Source organism: Peijinzhouia sedimentorum, from assembly GCF_049340005.1.
In the GTDB taxonomy this organism is placed as follows: Bacteria; Bacteroidota; Bacteroidia; order Cytophagales; family Cyclobacteriaceae; genus CAXBDP01.
The window spans coordinates 384,956-406,372 of sequence record NZ_JBMPIY010000001.1 but is presented as its reverse complement, the minus strand read 5'-3'; the positions used below and the strand labels follow the sequence as shown (position 1 = coordinate 406,372).

Sequence of the window (21,417 nt, the reverse complement as noted above, 5' to 3'; positions counted from 1 at the left end):
ATGATTAAAATCCTCGTTTTTATAGCGTCGTCAAGCCTTTGGTTTAGTACATTTTTTCAAAGCACTCCAATTGTAACACAAGACCCACAACCCAGTAAAGAGCTAAAAGATAGCATGCTCAAGGGATTAGAAATTTATTCATCTTTTTGTATCAGTTGCCACATGCAAAATGGTGAAGGTATTTCGGGTGCATTTCCTCCGCTAGCCAAATCGGATTATTTGATGAAGGATCGCGAAAGATCAATACATCAGGTGATTTTTGGAGTAGAAGGGGAGATTGAGGTAAATGGAGAAACCTATTATGGAATGATGCAGCCGACTGGTTTAAATGACGAGCAAGTGGCTAATGTTCTTAATTATGTTAGAAACAGCTGGGGCAACAAAGATTTGAAAGTTATTACCAAAGAGGAAGTGGCGAAAGTAAGAGCCAAGGCGGATGAGGGAAAGTGAGATAATCATAGGGGAATGGAAACGTGCAATTGAGGATCAAAAGAAATTTGCCTTAGCAACTGTAGTAAGTGTAAATGGCTCAGCTTATAGAAGGTCAGGAGCCAAAATGCTCATCCGTGAAGATGGAAAATGGTTTGGAGCGATTTCCGGAGGCTGTTTGGAAGGTGATGCATTAAGAAAAGCTCGAATGGTTATCAATTCCAAAGTATCGAAACTCATTACTTACGACACCATCAATGAAGAATCCGCTAAATCGCTAGGAATTGGGTTAGGCTGCGAAGGAATTATCGAAGTGCTAATCGAACCCGATAGCAATTCGCTGACGACTTATTTTAAGCAATTACAAGATGCACTATCTGCTGATTCCGAACTGGTGGTTTATCTTAAATTACCAACAGATTCTAGCTCAGTTGAAAGACAATATCACTCCACATTTTCAGAATCTTGGGCTCAAAAGGCTTTTTCAGTAAAGAGCTCATTTTTTGTTGAAAGTGAAGATGAAAAGTGGTTTGTGGAATTTATTCCCAAAGCAAATAAGCTCTATATTTTTGGAGCGGGCTACGATGCTATTCCAGTTGCCGAGCTTGCAGCAAGTATTGGTTGGAAAGTGATTGTGAATGATGATTGTGCTGCTCACCTTATTCCAAAGCGTTTTTCTTGTGCTGAAAATATGGTTTGTGGTACTCCCGACCTTGTAATCCGTGATTATCCATTCGATGAGCAATCTGCAGCTTTGCTTATTTCTCATAATTTCGAATTTGATAAGAAAGCGCTAAAAAGTCTTTTGCCAACTGATGTTCCTTATATCGGAATTTTAGGCCCCAACAAAAGAGCGCAAAAGTTATACGACGCACTTGCTGAAGAAAACGTTGAAGTAACGGATCTTCATAAAGAAAGAATCTTCGCTCCTGTGGGATTGCATATTGGAGCGGAAACACCTGCTGAGATAGCAATCTCCATTATCAGTGAGATGATGAGCTTTTTTAAGAATGCCACAGCCAAAAATCTTCGCGAAAGAAAGGCACCCATTCATCAGCGTCAATTGGTCTGAAAAATGAATTCCATTATTGATAATGTTGCAATAGCTATTCTTGCTGCCGGTGAATCCAAAAGAATGGGAAGCCCTAAAGCCTTTCTTCAACTTGAGGGAGAAACATTGCTGGACAGAACAATTGCTACAGCGAAATCTACCAATGTTCAGAATATTTTCCTTATTACAGGAGCCTATCATAATGAAATGCTTCAAATTGCTAATATGGCGGGTATCAAAGTCCTTTTCAATGAAGATTGGCAGGAAGGGATGTCGAGTAGCCTGCGTAGAGCAATTGAAGCTGTAGGCGATTTGTCAAATCTGAAAGGGCTGCTGGTTTTATTAATAGATCAGCCTTATGTGGATAGGGATTTATTAAAATTGTTGATTTCCAAATTTGAGGAGAATCCTGAAAAGCCGATAACTAGTTTTTATAAAAATGTAACTGGAGTACCGGCTATTTTCCCACGTGTTTTGTGGAATGATTTATTAGAAATCAGCGGAGATAAAGGCGCTCGGCAATTATTGCAAAAGCGGGAGGATGTGATCTCTATTCCTTTCCCAAAGGGTGCAATAGATTTAGATTTTCCTGAAGATTTTGAGCAAATTAAAAGAGCCGACATATAGCCGACTCTTTTATCACACAAACCATTGAACCCTTACTTTACAATTACGGTCAGCATTCTACCTTTCGAGGTATTGTTACCGACTCCTTTTACTACAATTACATAGCTTCCTGTTGCTACATCTGATCCTATTTTCAAAGTAGCTTTTACATCAGTTTCTTTTGTCTTCTTTGGGTCGAAAGTCATTGTGAAACCTTCAGGCATATCAGCCATCAATTCAATACTTGTTTTAGAATATCTTTTCGATCTTAAAATTTCAATATCAAACTTGGCTTCAGAACCAGAGTTAATAGATATTTCATCAACTTTTGGTTTTACTTCAAATTCATTCTTGATGCTTTGACTATTGCCAGCAAATACAAATGATAATGAAATGAATAATGTTAGAATAAGTGCTTTCATATTTTTCGGGTTTCGTTTCTGAGTTGAAAACGTGAATTAAAATCAATTGATTTCGATAAATAACCCAATGGGGTGAGTGTAGTCGATTTTGGGATGAAAACCCTAAATATGGAGTGTAGGACAATAAATTGTAGTGAATTGCACGCTTTTAAATAGCTACTTTTCGGCTAGAAATAATGGTTTCTAACTCTTTTCCCAGCGATCTAGATACTGGAAGCTCTTGGTTGCTATTGATCAATTTTACTTTCAAACCATTTCGCATACTACCATCGATGGAGTCTACTTGGGCGCGGTTAATTAGATAGGATCGATGACTTCTGAATACATGCTTAGCGGGAATTTGACTTTCAAATTTCTTTAATGTTAGTCTGAATAATTTTTCCTTTTCTAAATTTTCCTCCCGCCATACCACCTTCGTGTAGTTATTTTGAGCTTCGGCATATATGAAATCATTCAAATTCAGATGGATGATTTCAGCAGTATCTGTATTTATTTTTATTAGCTTTTCGGTATCCTTTTTCCGTAAGGAATCTGTCGAATATGGCTGGATATTATGAGAAAGCAGATTCTTCTTGAGTTGGTAATTTCTCAATATTCCAAATACTATCAGGATAGGGAATACTCCAATTAATAGGACATTTCTTTGGATTCTAATCCATTCTGAAATAGAGCTTGGTTCGAAGAATATATGGCTATGAATAGTAAATAAGATTCCTAAAATCCAAATGATATATAAATTGAAAATCAGATACTTACCGATTGTTCCGTTCTCTGATTTAAAATAATTAGGGAATAAATTTTTACTAATCTGGAGAGAGCCGTAAATGGCAAACAGGGTAATTAGACCATCAGAAATCAATTGGAAATTCTGCAAATCCTCTCGTAATAAATTGAATGGCTTGTAAATCGCCATAAATAGTACAGCAAATAAACTAATACCCAAAGCAACAAATAGATTCTGCTTCCAATTGTTGAAATAGAATGGCAATGTTCTCTTGAGTATGTTTTTTCGATTCCTCATTTTGGTACTACAAAATTAGATGCTTTGATCAACATTAATAGGATAAGGCAAATTAATAAGTAGTGAATTTTTAGATTCCTGTTTACGCTGTAAAATATTATGGTTTGTTAAGTTAAACTTTTAAAAAGCTTTGTAATCTTACTCAAAGCATTAACAAAATTCTGTGTTTTTAAATCCGGTAGAAAGAATTCTATGAGAATACTAAACTTAAATTCTACACTAGCTAAATATGCCGGAACTTGGGATAAAAGTGCTGCTTTGCATTTATTACGTAGATGCCTATTTGGAGTTAGTCAAACCGAACTTGCTGAAAGTGTGGCGGGAGGAATGGATTATACTATTGATCGATTATTTCAACCTAGAGATCTTCAACAATTACCTCAAGTTTATTTAAATAATGATGTGCTTCCAATTGGGTCGGTTTGGATTGATCAGCCTTATGATCAACAATCCAACAATGGTCGGATCCGCTCATTCCAATCGTGGTGGGTACAGCAGATGTTACAAAACACCTTCAGTATTCATGAAAAAATGATCTTGTTTTGGCATAATCATTTTGTAATCGAATCGGCAGTTGTTCGTGACTCAAGAGCCTTATTCGATTATTATAAAATATTGAATGAAAATGCTTTAGGGAATTTTAGGGAGTTTGCTAAAGTTATCACCATTTCACCAGCGATGCTCCGCTATTTGGATGGCCAATCTAATGTAAATACTTCTCCGAATGAAAATTATGCGCGAGAACTGTTTGAATTATTCACCATAGGCAAAGGCCCACAAATCGGAGAGGGCAATTACACTAACTATACCGAGCAAGATATTTTTTCTGCGGCTAGAGTACTTACCGGTTGGCGTTTTAACAATCAGGATTTATCGGTTTCTTTTCGTCCAAACCTTCACGATACTAACGAAAAGATATTTTCGGATGCATTTGATAATCATGTAATTAATAACGGTGGTGACCAAGAGTATATCGAGTTGATTGATATGATCTTTTCCAAAGAGGAAACGGCTAAGCATTTAGCGCGGAAGCTTTATCGATGGTTTGTTTATTATCAAATCGACGAAACAATTGAAATGAATATTATTAAGCCATTGGCTGATAAGATTATACAGGATGATTACGAGATAGTTGGAGCCTTAAAAATGCTTCTGAAAAGCGAACATTTTTATGAGCAAGAACTGAGAGGAAGTATGGTGAAATCGCCTGCTGATTTTTCGAATGGCCTATTTAGAACTTCGATGGATCAGTTGACTGATAATTTGTCAGTTCAAGCTAAGTACGCCCATTTTCTATACTATCTCAATGTAAATGCATTATTGCAAATGGAAATTTCCAGTCCGCCTCAAGTGGCTGGTTGGCAAGCCTATTATCAAGAGCCTGCATACTACCGGAATTGGGCAAATTCAGTGACAATTCCCTTGCGGAAGCAGCTTACCGACCAAGTAGCAAGTGAAAGTGGGATACTTCGGGGTGGCTTCAGAAGTAGGCTGAGAGTAATCGATTTAGTTGAGAATTGTAGCATTTCCGATAATGTAAGAGAGGTTGTGAAAGAATTATCCATTCTGTTTTTGCCAAAGGCGCTAAGCCAAGTACAAGAAGACTATTTGGTGCAAGCACTTATACCAGGTATTCCAGAATACGAATGGGGGAATCAATGGCGTACTCTTCAGAACGATCCGAGCGATACAAATTTGAGGATGGCCATTGAAAACAAGCTATATGCATTTTTTAGAGCATTATTTTCTTTACCTGAATTTCAACTTGGATAGGCCATGAATAGAAGAAATTTCATTAAAAGATCTGCGCCATGGTTGAGTTTGCCATTGCTCTTGGATGCAATGCCAATATTCGCTGCCAAGCCAGAACGAGCTCTTGATAGACTAAATCGGCTAGCGCTGGAAGAAGATAAGATTTTAGTTTTGGTGCAATTGAATGGTGGAAACGATGGGCTCAACACTATCATTCCGCTTGATCAATATAGCGCATATCAATCAGCAAGAGCCAATATTGCTTTACCGGAGCAGTCAGTTTTAAAGCTCACCAATCAAACTGGAATTCATCCTGCCATGCAGTCTTTTCACAATTTGTACAATGAAGGAAAATTGGGAATTCTGCAAAGTGTAAGTTATCCAAATCCGAATTTCAGCCACTTTCGCGCTACTGATATTTGGACTAGTGGATCTGAATCCGATGAAGTTGAAAGTTCCGGCTGGTTGGGTCGCTTTCTCAATTACTATCATCCTGAATTCCCAGACAATTATCCGAATGAGGAATTCAAGGATCCTTTGGCACTAACTATTGGTTCGGTGGTGAGTCAAACTTGCCAAGGACCAGTAAGTAATATGGGTTTGGCTGTCAGTAGCGATGAGTTTTACTTTCCATATCAACCTCCCGCCGAAGATGAGATTCCAGATGGCCATTATGGTGCTGAATTGGAATTTATGAAAACCATTATGAGACAAACCAATCAGTATGCTGATGGCATTCAAGCAGCTTTTAATAAAGCAGATACCTTATCCCCAGATTATCCTCAAAGTAGACTTGCAGAGCAATTGAAGATCGTGGCGAGATTGATAAATGGTGGGATCCAGACGCGCATTTTTGTGGTAAATATTGGTGGATTTGATACGCATGCAAACCAAGTAGTAGCTGGAAATACAACTACGGGTACACATGCAAACCTGCTTGGAGATATTGCAGATAGCGTTTCTGCATTTATGGATGACCTTAAGAGAATGGGAGTGGAGGATCAGGTTTTGGGGATGACATTTAGTGAATTTGGTCGCAGGATTCGAAGCAACAATAGCAGTGGAACTGATCATGGAGCTGCAGCACCTTTGTTTGTATTTGGTACTAAAGTAAATCCGATAGTACATGGTGCTAATCCAATAATTCCAGCTAATCCGGCTCAGAATGAAAGCGTTGAAATGCAATATGACTATCGGGATATTTATGCCACTCTTTTGCAAGATTGGCTTGGTGCCGACGAAAGTTTAGTGACTCAAATTTTTGATAGGAGTTTTCAGCATTTGCCAATCATCAATACCATCACAAATATTGAAGATTCTGTTTTTGCGAATGGAAATTGGTTAGGGCAAAATTTCCCAAATCCAGCGGTAAGGAGCACAAGTATTAAGGTTTTTTTGAATAAAAGGGGTTTGGCTGTTTTGTCTTTATTTGACAACAATGGGAGGCAAATTGCTGTTTTGTTGAGCAAAGAAATAGAAAAAGGAGAGAAAGTTATTCTGGTGGATACGAGTAGGTTATTACCAGGTATTTACCATTACAAACTTAATTTAGGTGGTATGCAGCTAAGCAAATCTATGATTGTAAAAAAATAAGTTGAATTTTTCGTAGACATACCATATATTCGATTTTTAAAAACACAGAATAAAAGGTTAAATGGTTAAAAAGGAAAAGGTTTTCCCAAGTTTGGGCTTTTCAGCTATTGTATTTTTCTTACTCATCCTCCCGCCCTTTATAATATCGGCGAACAATAATGAGTCGGATGAGAAACTGCCAACTCCCAATGAGCGAATATTAGTTAGGCTCACTAATAATTTATCTGAATCATCCAGTTTTGAAGCTGGAGAAAAACTCATTCAAAGTTTTCTCAAAAGGAATAGAATTAATGGTGCCACTGTAAGTGTGATGCACAAGGGTAAATTGGTATATGCTAAAGGTTTTGGCTACGGTGATGTTGAAAAAGAGGAGGAAGTAGAGCCCTATCATATTTTCAGAATTGCCAGTGCTTCGAAGTGGGTAACAGCATTGGGCATAATGAAATTGGTGCAAGAGGAAAAGCTTTCATTAGACGATTATGTATTTGCAGATAGTGCTTGGCTGGCAAACGAGCCATACACCGAAGTGATGAAGGATCCGAATTATAACCGTGTTCAAATCAAACATTTGCTCTATCATACTGCTGGCTGGAATAGCAATGTAATGGGTGACCCCATGTTTAAGCCAACAGAATATGCTAAGAGAATTGGTCACAAAGGTGAAATAACGCAGGATGATATTTTCGCCTTTAGTCTTTATTATAAATTACCATACAGACCAGGTACCCGTTACAGCTACAGCAATGTTGGTTATGCCTTTTTAGGTAGAATTATTGAAAAAGCCTCTGGTATGGGCTATGAAGAATATATTAAATCCGAGATTCTTACTCCGCTAGGTATTAAGGATATGCGGTTGACCGTAAAAAGTCCAGATCAAAAGTCATTCCCTGAGGTTGAGTATTATGATCATGATGGAGAAAATGTAAGAAGCAACGCTTACGGACTTGAAGGAAAGGCTTCAAGAATATATGAAGGCACACATTATGATGCTTTGGAAGGAGCGGGAGCTTGGGCAGCTAGTCCTTCTGATTTATTGAAATTGCTAGCAGCTAGTGATGGTGATGATAGAATGCCAGATTTCTTAAGAAAGGACATTGTTGAGCAAATGATTACTCCAACGAACCCGGGAAATTCCTTTATTGGCTGGGTGGATGTAAACGAAGATCAGTGGAAAAGAACTGGAACCTTGATAGGGACGAACACTTTATTGATGCGCTACAACGAAGATATCAGCTATTGTATTGTGACTAATACAAGTACTTGGAAAGGTGGCAGAACCAATACCGAATTGCAATGGCTTATGTCACAGTTTGTTAAATCTGTAGACGAATGGCCCGAGCATAATTTATTTCATTATTATGAATTAGATCCAGTCCAAACAGTTAGTAATTTAGGTTTTAAAGGATTATCAGTCGAAACTTTTTAATCAAAATCCCTTCTTTCTTTTGCAGTTTCATTTTTTCCTGTAATATTTGTGTATCAGCAGGTTGGCTGAAATTCATCCATAGCAATGGATTATTTCGAAAATATTGTTGATTTCGTTCATTTTCTTAACTAATATTTCTTTTCATGAACATTTACATTGGTAACCTGAATTTTAAAATTCAGGAGGATCAAATCAGATCCATTTTTGAAGATTTTGGTGAAGTATCATCCGTGAAAATTATTCGCGATCGTGAAACTGCCAGATCAAAAGGTTTCGGTTTCGTTGAAATGCCAAATGACGGCGAAGGCGAGGCAGCAATTAACAGCCTTAACCAAAGCGAAGTTATGGGCCGTCCGATGGTGGTAAATGAAGCCAGACCACAAGAAAGAAGATAATAACCTAAAGGAATTAATCTTATAATTTTGGCTTTAAAGCGGGTTTTATACCCGCTTTTTTTTATTTTTACTTATTAGCTTTGATATTTACCTTATCACTTTTCAGTTCAATAATTATGCGTAGGATCACGATTTTATCTTGCTTGTTTTTATCAATTTCCTTCTTTTCCTGTTCGCAAAGTGAGGAGACTAGCTCAACAGAAGAAGTCCTAAAAGTGGAGCCCAATTGGTTTTATTTAGTGCGCCATGCCGAAAAAGCAGATGATGGTACACAAGACCCTGAATTGAATGAGAAAGGTCAAGCAAGAGCAATTTTGCTTTATGAAATGTTAAAGGAAAATCCTCCCGCCGTTATTTACAGTAGCCCTTTCAAAAGAAGCATACTTACAGCTCAACCAATAGCAGATAGTTTAGGATTAGAGATTCAAATGTACAACCCAAGTGATTCACCAAAACTGATAGATGAGATTTTTAGTCAACATTCAGGAAAAAAAGTACTCATTGTAGGTCATTCTAATACGATTCCAGGTATTGCTAATTTATTACTTTGGGAAAATACTTATTCCAATTTGGAAGAAAATGAATATGATAAGCTATTTATCGTGCAAGGTTCAAAGGAAAATAAGGGCTCACATACAGTTCTCAACTTCTCTCCTGACTGGATTAAAAGCAGTAAATAGAATTTCTAGCTGCAATTTATTCATGATAAAATAATCATATAGATTTTCATCATTTAAATCCTTGTAAGCTTTCCTACCTTGATTAGTAACTCTCAATGAGAGGATAATTTCCCTGCCATGAAAAATAAAGCATTTTTAGGACTAACTATATCTATTTTCTCCGCCTATATTATTTTGCTGATTGGAAGCTCAATTCTTACTAGTAAGGTTCATAGGTTGAGTAACAATATTTCCACGATGTATCATGATAGACTCATCCCTTCAGTAGATATTTACCAAATTCATGATTTACTGTATCAAAATCGCTTTAGCATTGAGAATGTAATTTCAGCTGAAGATGATTTATTAGAAGAACAATTAAGGAATTCAATATATAAAAATTCTCTCTCTGTTGATTCACTCATTATGATGTATTCTCAAACTATGCTTGTAGAGGATGAGAAAAGTGGAATAAGAGACTTGAAATTGAATTTAGAAAGTCAAAGAAATTGGAATCAGTTGATTTTTACTTCGGTTCACAACCAAAATGACTCAATCGCTAGACATATTTTTGATGGTCCGGCAAATACATCCTTTAGCAAATTGATTGAAAATTTGAATGGCTTGGAGAAAATTCAAGATAAGGTTGGTCAAGAATTACTTTCAGACGCAATTTATCAAGTAAGATTTGTGAAAGTAATCTCGCAGCTGTTATTAGCTCTATCCATATTGAGTATCATGTTCTTAATCTATTCATTGAAGACATTTTTTAAGACAAGCATCTTCAATTATCGACCTTCTGCAAATTAATTTAATTTTTTTTCCAACCTGTTCCAACCATTTGTCGAAAGTGCCTGTCTTGTAGTTAGTGATTCGGGAGTGGATCGCTCAACCCGCAAAAACGAAATCAATGGCGAGCGAAGACTTTTTGCAATGGGTTAAAAAACACCAGAATGTTCTGATCGGTAAATTCCGGCAGAACATTCTTGTTTTGAGCTATATATGTTCCCTTTTCTCTATCTAAGCTGAGAAATATGTCTTACTTTAGCAGTACCGTGACAAATAAATTAAGCCAAGGTACATGGATGAAAAGGAACTTATAGAAGGCTGCAAAAAAGGAAAGCAGAAAGCTCAAAAATTGTTATACGACAATTACAGCCGATCTATGTACTTAATTTGTTTGCGATTTACCAAGAATGAGGAAGATGCACAAGATGTACTACAGGAGGCATTTATAAAGATATTTAAGCATATCCTTACTTTCAGAGAAGAGTCTTCTCTTTATTATTGGATCAAACGAATCGTAATCAACACAGCAATAAATTTTCAAAGAAGTCAGCTTTTCTTACACACTCAGCTCAATTCCAATGAAGTTGAAAATGTGCAAGGAGCCGCAGATGCAGTTTCAGATTATCAATACGAGGAATTACTTAAGCTATTACAAGCTTTGCCGGATGGGTGTAGGATTATTTTCAACTTGTACGCTATAGAAGGTTATAAGCATAAGGAAATAGCCGAAAAGCTTGGCATAAGCGAAGGAACTTCCAAGTCGCAATACAATAGAGCTAGAATGCTGCTACAGGAAATGTTTGTAGAACAACAAAGACCAGTTTATGGAGAATCCAGAGGAATATAAGCGCGGTCTATTTGAAGAAAGCTTTAGAAAAGCTTTTGAAGGCAAAGAAGTGACTCCACCCGCCTCTGTTTGGGAGAAATTGGTGTGGAAAAAATCCTTTGTCGGCAAATCTAAAGGCATAAATCCTCCTCCCGCTGTTTGGTCCAGAATCCAAAATGAGCTTCATCCTGCAGCAGCAAGAATTCCTTTCTACAAAACTAAATATGCTAAAATGGCTACCGCCGCTGCGGTTCTTTTCTTAGTGGTAGTATTTGGATTGAATAATATTGAGTTTACTCCATCAGAAATTAATATTTCTCAAAATACTGAAAGTAATAAAATAGAGAGTATCGATTCGCAATCCAGTGATTCACAATCTAGTGAAAGTGGAAAACAAAATCCGCGGGAGGATGGAACAATCCAAGAGCAAAATTCGACCACAAATCCAGACAGTAATTCTTCACCAGATCAATTGGCTTTATCTCAAACAGAAGTAAATTCAGAACCTTCTCAAATAATTGATAATAAGGTAAATGAGCAAATTGAGTCTATACAAATTGCAGCATTGAATGAAAGTTCTGCATTCGATATTAACAATAAAATTGATGAGCTAAGCGAGATTCTTTTGATCAATAGTATGGATTCTGAAATCTTTGCCAAGAACAGTTTACAAGCTATCAATCAAAGTTTAGAAATTAAACCACTGGATAATTCAACAAGTGGAATGCAAATTCCAAGCCTTGCGGTTAATTTGAAAACCCCTTCGGAAATCACAACATTGAAAGTTCCGGAAACTACTGCACCTAAAATACTCAACCCAAATAAGGGTTTCTTTACTCAGTTGAGTTTTAACACCGGCTCCTTCGATCCTAATTTCACAATGCAAGAAGGTGATATCATCAATGCCTATGCATTAACAGTAAATAGCAGTGAATCAGTGGCAGTTCCAGCTCAAATGGGTGTAAATCAAACGCCCGAGAACTCAATGCAAATAGGAGTGGGCTTAGGGTATAAGATTGGTAAAAACCTAATGATAGAATCAGGTATCCAATATGCAAACCATAGTACCACAAGTATTTCTAATGTGGTTTCAAGCCCGCAACACTTTACTTGGAGTAAGCCGGTGACTGTAGCCGTAACAAATGAAGAACGCCTTCGTCCGCAATTAGAATTTGAGATTACCGATGCTTACCAAGTTCGTAATTCGTTCGAATTTGTATCTGTACCTCTTAATTTAGGTTTTATCATCCCGATAAATAAAGCCGAAGTAATGCTAAAAACAGGAGCTACGGCAAATGTATTTACCGGTGGTGAAATTATCGATCCAAATGGCAGACTACGAACTGAAGTGTTTAAGCCAGGAAACGCATCGCCATATAACACTGTTTTTGTACAAGGTATGGTTGCCACAGAAGTTGCTTACAGAATATCACCAACTTATAGCCTTGGAGTACAAGCAGGTTACTTTTTCGCAGTTTCTGATCTAGCCAAAAGTAATGTGCTTTTTCGCAGTCAGCCAAATCAATACAATTTGGGTTTTGTAATGCGATATAATTTACCTCGATTCTAAAATATCTTATCTTGTTGGCTCAAATTTGTCCAACAATGAAAGTCCTCTACATTTCCTTTATACTTATAGTCGCGATTTCCTGTCAATCTACAATTGACCAATCTGAGCAAGTTATTGTTAGAGAGCTAGATTGGGAGGATTCCTCAACTAATGTACAAGCAAGTCTTCGTGGACTCTATGCGCTAAATGATTCTATTATTTGGACTAGCGGTAGCGGAGGTTATGTTGGCTTAAGCCACGATGGAGGGAGCACATGGCTTGATCTAAGCATTCCGAATGCAACAAGTAAAGACTTTAGAGATATCCATGCATTCAGGCAAAATGAGGCTGTCGCAATGAGCGCAGGTGATTCAGCGGAATTTTATTATACGTCCACTGCTGGTAAAACCTGGGAGTTGGTTTATCAAAATTACCAGACTGGTGTATTTTTCGATGGTATGGATTTTTGGGATGATGGCACAGGCTTGGCATTTAGTGATCCTGTAGATGGAAAGTTGGTATTTGCTAAAAGTGAGGATTTTGGGAAAACTTGGATAGACTTTAACCCTAGCAATTTACCACCTGCCATTTCAGGAGAGGGTGGATTTGCAGCAAGCGGAACAAGCATTGTATGCTTTGGTGAAAGTAGCGTAGTAATTGGATTGGGAGCTCCAGAGAAAGTGCGAATTTTTCGCTCGGATGATAAAGGTGAAAATTGGGAAGCTATTGATACGGATCTTCAAACGGGAGAATATTATGGTATTTATACTATGGCTAAAAATGCGGGAGGTCAATTGTTAGCCTTGGGAGGTTCTTTTTCTTCAGCTCAAGCTGGTGATAGAAGTGCGGCACAATCAGATTCCAATGCTATCCAATGGCAGGTGAAAAGTGAAGGAATGCCAAATGTGTATATTTCCGGTTTGGCTTTTCATGCTACTTTAGAAGTAGGTGTGGCAGTAGGCACGGAAGGAACTTTCATTAGTAATGATAATGGCTCCACTTGGGCTAAGTTTTCTGACGAGCCCTTCAATAGTGTGACGATTACTGAAAATCAAGCGATTGCTGTTGGAGGTAGAGGTAAGGTGGGTAGATTTCCAATTGTAAACCCAACAAATTAAAATAATCCTGTAGGCTTATTCTCCTGCTCGTAGCCAAAGTCAACTTTCAAATCAGGCCATTTGGCGGCATCCACAGCAAGCTGATCACATCGCTCATTTTCTGGATGTCCAGCATGTCCTTTTACCCAAACGAATTTCACTTTATGCAATTTTAATAGTGGAATCAACTCTTTCCATAAATCCACATTCTTTTTGCCTTTAAAGGCAATTTTTTGCCAATTTGCTAACCAGCCCTTTTCTATAGCATTTACTACATACGAAGAATCGGAGTAAACAGTCACTGGCATTCCAGCCTTTTTAAGGGCTTGTAAGCCGCGGATTACAGCCAATAGCTCCATTCTATTATTGGTCGTTAAGCGAAATCCTTCTGACAATTCTTTTTCATGGGCATTGTAGCGAAGTATGGCTCCATAGCCACCAGGGCCGGGGTTTCCACTCGCAGCTCCGTCTGTATATAATTTTATCATTGACCTAGTAGATTGGTCTTAATCAGTTTAATAGCAATGGCTAATAAGATAATTCCAAATACTTTTCTGATAATATTAAACCCATTGACTCCCAATTTTTTCTCCAACCAGCCTGAAGTCTTTAATACTACATAAACCACTATCAAATTCAATACAATGCCCACCAAAATATTAATGGTTTCGTACTCGGCTCTTAGCGCCAATATGGTAGTCATTGTTCCCGCACCTGCAATGAGTGGAAATGCTAATGGTACAATAGAAGCTGTTTTTAATGTTTCTTGATCTTGCTTGAAAAAGGAGCGACCCAGAATCATTTCCATGCCAATAATGAAGATTATGATAGCTCCAGCAATGGCAAATGAGCCAACATCTAATCCAAGTAATTTTAAAAGTGACTCCCCGATAAAAAGAAATGCAATCATAATGACACCTGCTACGAGTGTAGCTTTTTCGGATTGGATATGGCCGGCTTGTTTCCGTAAGTCAATTACAATTGGAATAGAACCCAAAATATCTATGACTGAAAATAGAATCAGCGTTACCGAAATGATTTCTTTGAAGTTCAACATATGGCAGGTTTTCGTATTGGCCTGCAAGTTAGCAATTGCTAAGCTTATAGGAATGGGATTGCTAAGAGAATTCTCAGATTGAAAATGAATGCCTTGATATTGAGAAGGATTATTTAATTATTGAGTTTTAACTTAGGCTTTTTCAAAAGCATCAAAAAGAGCAATTAACTTTTCAAAATCATGCTTTGAATGTGCCGGAAAATTAGCAATCCTGAAGCTAGATTCTTTCCATTCTCCATAACCGTTCCCAAGTTTGATTCCTTTTTTCTTAGCAGCAGCTTTTAGTTTGCCAAGTGTTTTTGGATTTGCTTTTAACGCCAATACTGTATCTGAACGCACTAATAAATTATCTACAAGGGGACTGAATTCAGTTTTATTTTCGAAAAAGGTAGTAAGCAAATGAATTCTAGTTTTTAAGATTTTATCTGTTTTGTCAATTTTTGGATTGTCCTTCAATACCCGCATTAGAAGATATATTCCCAAAACATTTGGTGTAGTATGTGTTTGGAATTTAGCGGCATTTTCTGCCATAAATAGGAAGCTATTGTAATGATTTTTGTCCGATATTTCCTTGGCAACTTCCGTTGCTTGAGGTGAGCAAATAAGTATGCCCATTCCTGCTGGTAAGCCAAAGCATTTTTGAACCGAGGCAAACCAAATATCAGCATTTTGAAATCCAAGATGAATACCACCCATCGAGGAAGTGGCATCTACTGCCACCAAACATTCGGGATTTCGCTTTTTGATTTCATAAATCAATGGATCAATTACTTGAGTTCCATTGGAGGTTTCATTTTGAGTGATTGCAATGAGTTCATCCTCCCGCTTTATTTCCATTGAGCTGGGATCCAAAACCTCCTCAATTCCAAATTCGATTGCTCTTGCTTCAGGTTTCAGTTTTTTGCTGTATTCATACCATTTTTTACCAAAAGCTCCATTATAGCAATGCACACTTTTTTTCTTTATAAAGGACTGAGCAATTATCTCCCAACATTCTGTAGCGGATGAAGTGTAAATAATAGTGTAATCTGCAGGAATAGAGAGCTTTTTTCGAAGTAGGTTATTGGTAAATCTGTTTAATGAAACAAACTCTTGACTTCGGTGATTGATACTCAAGATACCTTCATCGTAAGCATCGTGCATGTATTTTTTTACCTGCTCGTGTACTTTGGATGGGCCGGGATAAAAGGAGATCATTTTTGTAGAAAGTATTGAATGGCCAAATTGTAACCTACCATGCCCAATCCACAAATCATTCCTTGGCAATGTGCACTTATGATACTTTTATGGCGATATTCCTCCCGCTTATAAATATTTGATATATGAACCTCTATTGCAGGAGAGGATACAGCAGCAATTGCATCAGATATGGCCACAGAAGTGTGTGTGTATGCAGCTGCGTTGATAATTATTCCATCTATTTCAAAGCCAACTTCTTGGATTTTATTTACCAATTCACCTTCTATATTTGATTGAAAATATTGCAGATTTACATTTGTAAACTGATTTTTCAATTCTTGAAAATATTCCTCAAAGGATTGAGATCCATAAATTTCAGGTTCTCTTTTTCCCAAAAGGTTTAGATTTGGGCCATTTATGATAATTAAGTTCATCAATAGATCATTATGAGTTGGACGCTACACATTCGCGGTTTTAGGCAGTACTTGCAATTGGAGCGTTCACTTGCTGCCAATAGTATAGAAGCCTACGAACGTGATGTAGTAAAGCTAAAACAGTTTCTTGAGATCCACAATTTTAGTGATAAACCTGAGACATTAGCCGCTGCTAGAATCAAAGAATATCTGAAGTATTTGACTGATTTGGGCATGAGTGCTTATAGCCAGGCAAGGATGCTTTCGGGTGTAAAGGCCTTTTTCCGATATCTCAATTTGGATGGGGTGCGGGAGGATGATCCTTCTGCTTTGATAGAGGGACCGAAAATCGGCAGGAAACTTCCCGATACGCTAGAGTTTCATGAAATAGAACAATTGTTTTCTTCAATTGACTTATCTTCTGCAAATGGAGCTAGAAATAGAGCCATGTTAGAAGTGCTCTATAGCAGTGGTTTACGTGTGTCTGAATTGGTGAATTTAAAAATTAAAAACATCTTTTTTGACATCGGATTTTTGAGAATTACGGGTAAAGGTGATAAAGAACGATTGGTGCCAATAGGGCGGGAGGCTTTGAAATTTTTGAAGATTTATCTTGAGGAAGTACGGCCCTTTGTGAAAATCAAACGTGGCCAAGAAGATGTTGCTTTTCTGAATAATAGAGGTGCTGGACTGAGTCGAGTAATGATATTTACAATTATTAAAGATTTATCATTGAAGGCTGGCATTAAGAAGCAGATAAGTCCACATACCTTTCGACATTCCTTTGCGACACACCTTATAGAAGGCGGCGCTGATTTACGCGCAATACAGGATATGCTTGGGCATGAAAGTATCACCACTACGGAGATTTATACTCATTTGGATAGAGATTACCTTAAGCAAGTGATATTGGATTTTCATCCTAGGGGGAGGGGTGGAAAATAAAGTAAAAGCCAAATGCTGGTGCATTGGCTTTTTTATCTTAAATCGGTACTTATTGTACAAGTAATGTAAGCTCAATCATAGTCAATAAATGCTCACTTTGAATGATTTTTTTGTCTGAACCATGATTTATTTGATTTTTGGATTACCTTGAATTTTTTGATTAAACTTACTGTTCATCAAGCGTTTGAATTGGAGGCTTCTAGCTCCAAAATTAAACAATAGACCAACTTCTAAATCATATGCTTCTAAATAATTGAGGCTCTGAGCCAAGTGCACTTCCTCTAATTTTATAATTGCTTTCAATTCGACAGCAATTACTCCTTCAACCAAAAAGTCAACTCTACGTGTACCTATATGCTGTTGCTTATAATAAATAGGCATTTCATGCTCTCTAGAAAAATCGATTCCTTCTGCGGCCATTTCAATCTCCAAGGCTCGTTGATAAATGACCTCCTGAAAACCATTTCCCATTCCTCGGTGGACAGCCATTGCACATCCAATGATTTTTTTAGTTAATTCAGAATATTTGTACTCTTCCTTTATCAAATTAACTAATAATTGGTTTATATCTCAATTTAAGAATTTTTTCATCATGGAAAATCAATTAATCAGCTTAATCTTGGTTCAGACTATTAAAGGTTCCCTATTCATAAATTCTTTTCACTTTTTTGATTGTAAATGCCAGTCGAGATTTCTTTACTTATCCTTCAATAGAAGCACATCAATTTTTCTAGTAATTTTTTGTAATTGTAAGCCGAGCTTTTCCAATTCTGCAAAAATCTGATCTGGATTTTCGTTGTACCAAGGAATTTCAAGGTCATAGTTTTCGAGTAAGTTAGTTTCGTCAATTACCGGCAAATCAAGTTGATTTTCTAAATAAGAGGCTAGATAGTCTATTTTATTATTGGTCATTTTAAGGCCGGCTCCACTATAGCTTTTTTCGTTTGGAGTGTTTTTATCACTTAGCTTTAGATTATGCTCCCTATTTGGAATTCTTTCGAGCACATAAACTTCCATTTCTCTTTGGGTTATTAATGTCTCAAAACCAAAATACATGTCCAATTGCTTTTGCATCATTTCAAATCGTTGACTTCCCAACTCTTCAGGTACGATAATCTCAAAGCAAATAGCATTTTCCTTATTCCAAGCTAGCGAAGAAGGATTACTAATTTCAATCACCGTCCTAGTTCTGGTAGGAAATTGATAAGCAAGCTCATATAGCGTGCGAGCAGTTAAATTTGTAGTGATAATTCTACGGTTTTTATAAGGCCCTTCGCCGCCTGAAGTGTTAGAAAATGACGGAGCGCCTTCTCGGAAAGGAGTAATAGTCACTTGAAATGCAAAATTCTCATTACCTGAAAGTGGAACAGCTGGGTCAAATGCTAAATCATCAATTTTCTCAATTAGATTAATTGTTTGCTTATCAATCACTTTCTGAACCAGTTCTTGAGTAATATTTGAGGAATTTGTAACTGCTTGGACTATTCCATTCTTGTCGATTACCACAGTATGTGGGATAGAGCGGTGAGGAAAATACTCAACAATTTTCCTACTTGGGTCTATGGCAATAGGTAAGTTCATATCTCTATTTTCAAGGAACTTAAGAATGCGTTCATTGGAATCAGAGGTAATGGTAATGATTTGAAGTTCACTCTTATACTTTTCTTGAATCTCTTCTAATTTAGGAAATGAGGCAATACATGGAGCACACCAAGTAGCCCAAAAATCTAAAATGATAACTTTCCCTTCAATTTCTGACAATTGAAGATCATTTGAAGAATAATTCAGCACTTCTTCAAAAGAAATATCCGGAACTTGTGTCCCGATTTTACTTTGAGCAAAAGAGAAGAACTGAAATGAGACGAACAGGAATGTGAGAAGTAATTTCATAGCAATAGAATTTTAATTTCTGATAATATTTCTCACAAAGGAGTTTATAATCTTTTGGAAACTAGGTTAATGGATCCCTTAAGTTTTGTAAATGTTTGTTAATGAAATGAAGAATGCGATTATTGAAAACTACCTTTAAAGTGTGAAATCAGGTAAAATAGTTTTAGTTTGGGTCATTGGCATTAGCCTTATGAGCATTGTTTTTTTGCAAGGGTATCTTGTCTATCAGGATTATCTATATAGGGAAGAAGTGTTTAAAAAGGATATTACGGAGGCTTTAAGTCTTGCATTGGACAAAGCAAAAATTCATCGTGCTAATTTGATTAATGAGCAGTTTCGCGAGGATTTAATTAGTGGAGAATACATATTGATGGATTCCTCCATTAATGAAGATGGTTTTAAAAGGTTGATGATTATTGATAAGAAATCAAATAATAATTTGGTTGAAATAACATTCTCCAAGCCTGAGGAAATCAATAAGGATTACTCATACCTCCAATTGTTTTTAAGCAGAAATCACGAATATATATTATCTAACATAGTGTATTTCTGGCAAGAAGAGCTAGGAGAGAGGCTAAAGATTCTTCAGATGGATGCGGATTTAGATCAAGAATTTCTTGACAGCACATTTCATAGAGAGTTAGTAGAACTGGATATTAAAACACACTATACCTTATACATTAATTCTGATTCAACTAATTCATCCAATCTGTCTTCGGAGTTTCTAGTGTTTTATAAATGGGATATACCGCAATTAGTTTGGGCCGAGTTTGATAATCCGTTTCCTGATATTCTAAACAGATCATATTATTCTATTTTGCTCGGGGTTCTTGTATTAGCGACAACAGGTATTTGTTTTTATTTCCTATTAGGGTTCTGGCGTAAGGAACGTAAGCTTTCGGAGCTTAAGGATGTATTTATTGATAATTTGGCGCATGAATTACTGACTCCGATTACTACATTAAAATTGAGCTTTAATGTGGTGGAAAGTCGGTTTAAAGCTAATAATGAAAAAAGTATAGAAGTAGAAATTGCTAAAGAACAGCTCCGGAAACTGGACGATATATCGAATCGCCTTCATAATGTAGTTAGTAATGAAGAAAGCTCTGTGGTAACAGGATTCACTACTTTATCTGAACAAGCAGCGTATTTGAAAGAGAAGTTTTCAAATGATAAAAGACTTAACTTAAACATAGGAATTGAAGTAGATTGTAAAAATTTGCTTGTCAAGATACCAGCTTATTATCTGCAATCTGTACTGATCAACTTAATAGATAATGCCTTGAAGTATGGAGAAAAGGAACCAATAGAGCTGCGCATCTCTGCTTCGAAAGAGGGAGAAATGATTAGTATTTTAGTAGCTGATAATGGACAAGGAATTCCGAAATCTATCCAAGGTGAAGTATTCAATAAGTTTTTTCGACATATAAAATATGGAAACGATGATCCCGGAGGTTTGGGACTTGGTCTATTTAATGTTAGACAAACGCTTCAGCATTTTAATGCTACAATTTCTTTGCTTCAATCAGATCATGAAGGTACCGTTTTCCAAATTTTGATTCCTATCAATGAGGATTAAGAAGAAAATATTATTAGTTGAGGACGAGAAATCACTTTCCTATTTGATTTCTGAAAGGTTGGCAGAGGAATCCTATCAAGTAGTTTCTGCATTCGACGGTAATGAAGCGCTGCAAATATTTCAAAAAGAAAAGCCGGACTTGGTTTTATTAGATGTAATGCTTCCGAAATTGGATGGTTTCGAAGTTTTAAAAACGATTAGAAATACCGATACTCACACACCCATTATTTTTCTCACGGCTCGAATTCAGCCTAAAGATGCTGTGAAGGGAATTGAATGGGGCGCCAATGACTATATAAGGAAGCCATTTAGCATGGATGAATTATTAGTCCGAATAAAACTGCAGCTATATGGAACGGATACGATTACGGAAATTGGAAAGGAAGAATATCAAATCGGAAAGTATACGTTGAATACAAAAACGCTGATTTTAGCATTTGAGGAGAGTCAAAAAAAGCTTACTCACAAAGAAGCAGCAATATTAGAACTACTGATAGATAATAGGAATAAGGTGTTGAGTAAGCGCAGTATCCTTTATAAAATTTGGTTAGATGATAGTTACTTTCATTCCAGAACGCTCGATGTTTTTATATCTCGCTTACGAAAATATCTTAACGCAGATACTTCAATTGAGATTAGCAATATTAGAGGCGTAGGGTATATTTTGAAGTGTTAAGGCCTAAGATCTTGACATAAAAAAGGTCGAATGGATAATTCCTTCGACCTTTTTATATATAAG

General features: G+C 36.8%; 23 protein-coding genes. 15 read left to right on the top strand and 8 right to left on the bottom strand.

All coding sequences use genetic code 11. The features are described from left to right. Genes ACOXY8_RS01865 through ACOXY8_RS01855 form a run of 3 tightly spaced genes read left to right on the top strand, consistent with a single transcriptional unit; the run spans window position 1 to window position 2,107 of the window. Window positions 1-450 (top strand): c-type cytochrome, encoded by a 450-nt coding sequence (locus ACOXY8_RS01865; protein WP_458329861.1) that lies wholly within the window; start codon window positions 1-3, stop codon window positions 448-450. Beyond that, the gene (locus ACOXY8_RS01860) at window positions 437-1,501 is read left to right on the top strand and encodes an XdhC family protein (RefSeq protein ID WP_458329860.1); all 1,065 of its coding nucleotides are present in this window, start codon (window positions 437-439) and stop codon (window positions 1,499-1,501) included. The genes ACOXY8_RS01865 and ACOXY8_RS01860 overlap by 14 nt, the downstream gene beginning before the upstream one ends. A gap of 3 nt (window positions 1,502-1,504) precedes the next feature. After that, the gene (locus ACOXY8_RS01855) at window positions 1,505-2,107 is read left to right on the top strand and encodes a nucleotidyltransferase family protein (protein WP_458329859.1); all 603 of its coding nucleotides are present in this window, start codon (window positions 1,505-1,507) and stop codon (window positions 2,105-2,107) included. A gap of 32 nt (window positions 2,108-2,139) precedes the next feature. Here the strand turns inward: ACOXY8_RS01855 and ACOXY8_RS01850 are convergent, their stop codons facing one another. Together ACOXY8_RS01850 and ACOXY8_RS01845 are read right to left on the bottom strand one after the other, a co-directional pair. Continuing rightward, a complete protein-coding gene (locus ACOXY8_RS01850; RefSeq protein WP_458329858.1) occupies window positions 2,140-2,508 on the bottom strand; it encodes a COG1470 family protein in 369 nt (122 codons plus the stop codon). 148 nt (window positions 2,509-2,656) lie between these two features. Further along, entirely contained in the window at window positions 2,657-3,529 is an 873-nt protein-coding gene (locus ACOXY8_RS01845; protein WP_458329857.1) for a LytTR family DNA-binding domain-containing protein, read from the bottom strand. A gap of 192 nt (window positions 3,530-3,721) precedes the next feature. Here ACOXY8_RS01845 and ACOXY8_RS01840 point away from each other — a divergent pair, with 192 nt between their 5' ends. The 9 genes from ACOXY8_RS01840 to ACOXY8_RS01800 all read left to right on the top strand — a co-directional run bounded on the left by ACOXY8_RS01840 (window position 3,722) and on the right by ACOXY8_RS01800 (window position 13,636). Continuing rightward, window positions 3,722-5,302 (top strand): DUF1800 domain-containing protein, encoded by a 1,581-nt coding sequence (locus ACOXY8_RS01840; protein WP_458329856.1) that lies wholly within the window; start codon window positions 3,722-3,724, stop codon window positions 5,300-5,302. Window positions 5,303-5,305: 3 nt separating this feature from the next. Further along, window positions 5,306-6,874 (top strand): DUF1501 domain-containing protein, encoded by a 1,569-nt coding sequence (locus tag ACOXY8_RS01835; protein WP_458329855.1) that lies wholly within the window; start codon window positions 5,306-5,308, stop codon window positions 6,872-6,874. Window positions 6,875-6,935: 61 nt separating this feature from the next. Then, window positions 6,936-8,300 (top strand): serine hydrolase domain-containing protein, encoded by a 1,365-nt coding sequence (locus ACOXY8_RS01830; protein WP_458329854.1) that lies wholly within the window; start codon window positions 6,936-6,938, stop codon window positions 8,298-8,300. Between the two features lie 143 nt (window positions 8,301-8,443). After that, complete coding sequence (locus ACOXY8_RS01825; RefSeq protein WP_458329853.1) at window positions 8,444-8,695, top strand: RNA recognition motif domain-containing protein; 252 nt, start codon at window positions 8,444-8,446, stop codon at window positions 8,693-8,695. Window positions 8,696-8,811: 116 nt separating this feature from the next. Then, entirely contained in the window at window positions 8,812-9,375 is a 564-nt protein-coding gene (locus ACOXY8_RS01820; RefSeq protein WP_458329852.1) for a phosphoglycerate mutase family protein, read from the top strand. 117 nt (window positions 9,376-9,492) lie between these two features. Then, the gene (locus ACOXY8_RS01815; RefSeq protein WP_458329851.1) at window positions 9,493-10,164 is read left to right on the top strand and encodes an MCP four helix bundle domain-containing protein; all 672 of its coding nucleotides are present in this window, start codon (window positions 9,493-9,495) and stop codon (window positions 10,162-10,164) included. A gap of 271 nt (window positions 10,165-10,435) precedes the next feature. Next, window positions 10,436-10,990 (top strand): RNA polymerase sigma factor, encoded by a 555-nt coding sequence (locus tag ACOXY8_RS01810; RefSeq protein WP_458329850.1) that lies wholly within the window; start codon window positions 10,436-10,438, stop codon window positions 10,988-10,990. Continuing rightward, a complete protein-coding gene (locus ACOXY8_RS01805; protein WP_458329849.1) occupies window positions 10,968-12,539 on the top strand; it encodes a hypothetical protein in 1,572 nt (523 codons plus the stop codon). Before ACOXY8_RS01810 ends, ACOXY8_RS01805 begins: the two co-directional genes overlap by 23 nt. A 35-nt stretch (window positions 12,540-12,574) precedes the next feature. Then, complete coding sequence (locus ACOXY8_RS01800; protein ID WP_458329848.1) at window positions 12,575-13,636, top strand: hypothetical protein; 1,062 nt, start codon at window positions 12,575-12,577, stop codon at window positions 13,634-13,636. Here the strand turns inward: ACOXY8_RS01800 and rnhA are convergent. The 4 genes from rnhA to aroQ all read right to left on the bottom strand — a co-directional run bounded on the left by rnhA (window position 13,633) and on the right by aroQ (window position 16,285). Beyond that, complete coding sequence (gene rnhA / locus ACOXY8_RS01795) at window positions 13,633-14,103, bottom strand: ribonuclease HI (protein WP_458329847.1); 471 nt, start codon at window positions 14,101-14,103, stop codon at window positions 13,633-13,635. The genes ACOXY8_RS01800 and rnhA overlap by 4 nt on opposite strands. Then, window positions 14,100-14,672: a MarC family protein gene (locus ACOXY8_RS01790; RefSeq protein WP_458329846.1), complete on the bottom strand. Its 573-nt coding sequence runs from the start codon at window positions 14,670-14,672 to the stop codon at window positions 14,100-14,102. The genes rnhA and ACOXY8_RS01790 overlap by 4 nt, the downstream gene beginning before the upstream one ends. A 132-nt stretch (window positions 14,673-14,804) precedes the next feature. Then, window positions 14,805-15,869, bottom strand: coding sequence for an aminotransferase class V-fold PLP-dependent enzyme (locus ACOXY8_RS01785; RefSeq protein WP_458329845.1), 1,065 nt, complete (start codon window positions 15,867-15,869; stop codon window positions 14,805-14,807). Beyond that, window positions 15,866-16,285, bottom strand: coding sequence for a type II 3-dehydroquinate dehydratase (gene aroQ / locus ACOXY8_RS01780; RefSeq protein ID WP_458329844.1), 420 nt, complete (start codon window positions 16,283-16,285; stop codon window positions 15,866-15,868). Before aroQ ends, ACOXY8_RS01785 begins: the two co-directional genes overlap by 4 nt. Before the next feature lie 12 nt (window positions 16,286-16,297). Here aroQ and xerD point away from each other — a divergent pair, with 12 nt between their 5' ends. Next, complete coding sequence (xerD, locus tag ACOXY8_RS01775) at window positions 16,298-17,209, top strand: site-specific tyrosine recombinase XerD (RefSeq protein ID WP_458329843.1); 912 nt, start codon at window positions 16,298-16,300, stop codon at window positions 17,207-17,209. Window positions 17,210-17,335: 126 nt separating this feature from the next. Here xerD and ACOXY8_RS01770 read toward each other — a convergent pair whose 3' ends face one another. Both ACOXY8_RS01770 and ACOXY8_RS01765 read right to left on the bottom strand, forming a co-directional pair. After that, a complete protein-coding gene (locus ACOXY8_RS01770) occupies window positions 17,336-17,755 on the bottom strand; it encodes a GxxExxY protein (RefSeq protein WP_458329842.1) in 420 nt (139 codons plus the stop codon). A gap of 150 nt (window positions 17,756-17,905) precedes the next feature. Beyond that, entirely contained in the window at window positions 17,906-19,099 is a 1,194-nt protein-coding gene (locus tag ACOXY8_RS01765) for a TIGR03435 family protein (RefSeq protein ID WP_458329841.1), read from the bottom strand. Between the two features lie 142 nt (window positions 19,100-19,241). Between ACOXY8_RS01765 and ACOXY8_RS01760 the strand changes: the two genes are divergently transcribed. Next, window positions 19,242-20,678 (top strand): sensor histidine kinase, encoded by a 1,437-nt coding sequence (locus ACOXY8_RS01760; RefSeq protein WP_458329840.1) that lies wholly within the window; start codon window positions 19,242-19,244, stop codon window positions 20,676-20,678. Next, window positions 20,668-21,354 carry a response regulator transcription factor gene (locus ACOXY8_RS01755; protein ID WP_458329839.1) on the top strand — a complete coding sequence of 229 codons (687 nt, stop codon included), beginning with the start codon at window positions 20,668-20,670 and terminating at the stop codon, window positions 21,352-21,354. The genes ACOXY8_RS01760 and ACOXY8_RS01755 overlap by 11 nt, the downstream gene beginning before the upstream one ends. Window positions 21,355-21,417: the final 63 nt, after the last annotated feature.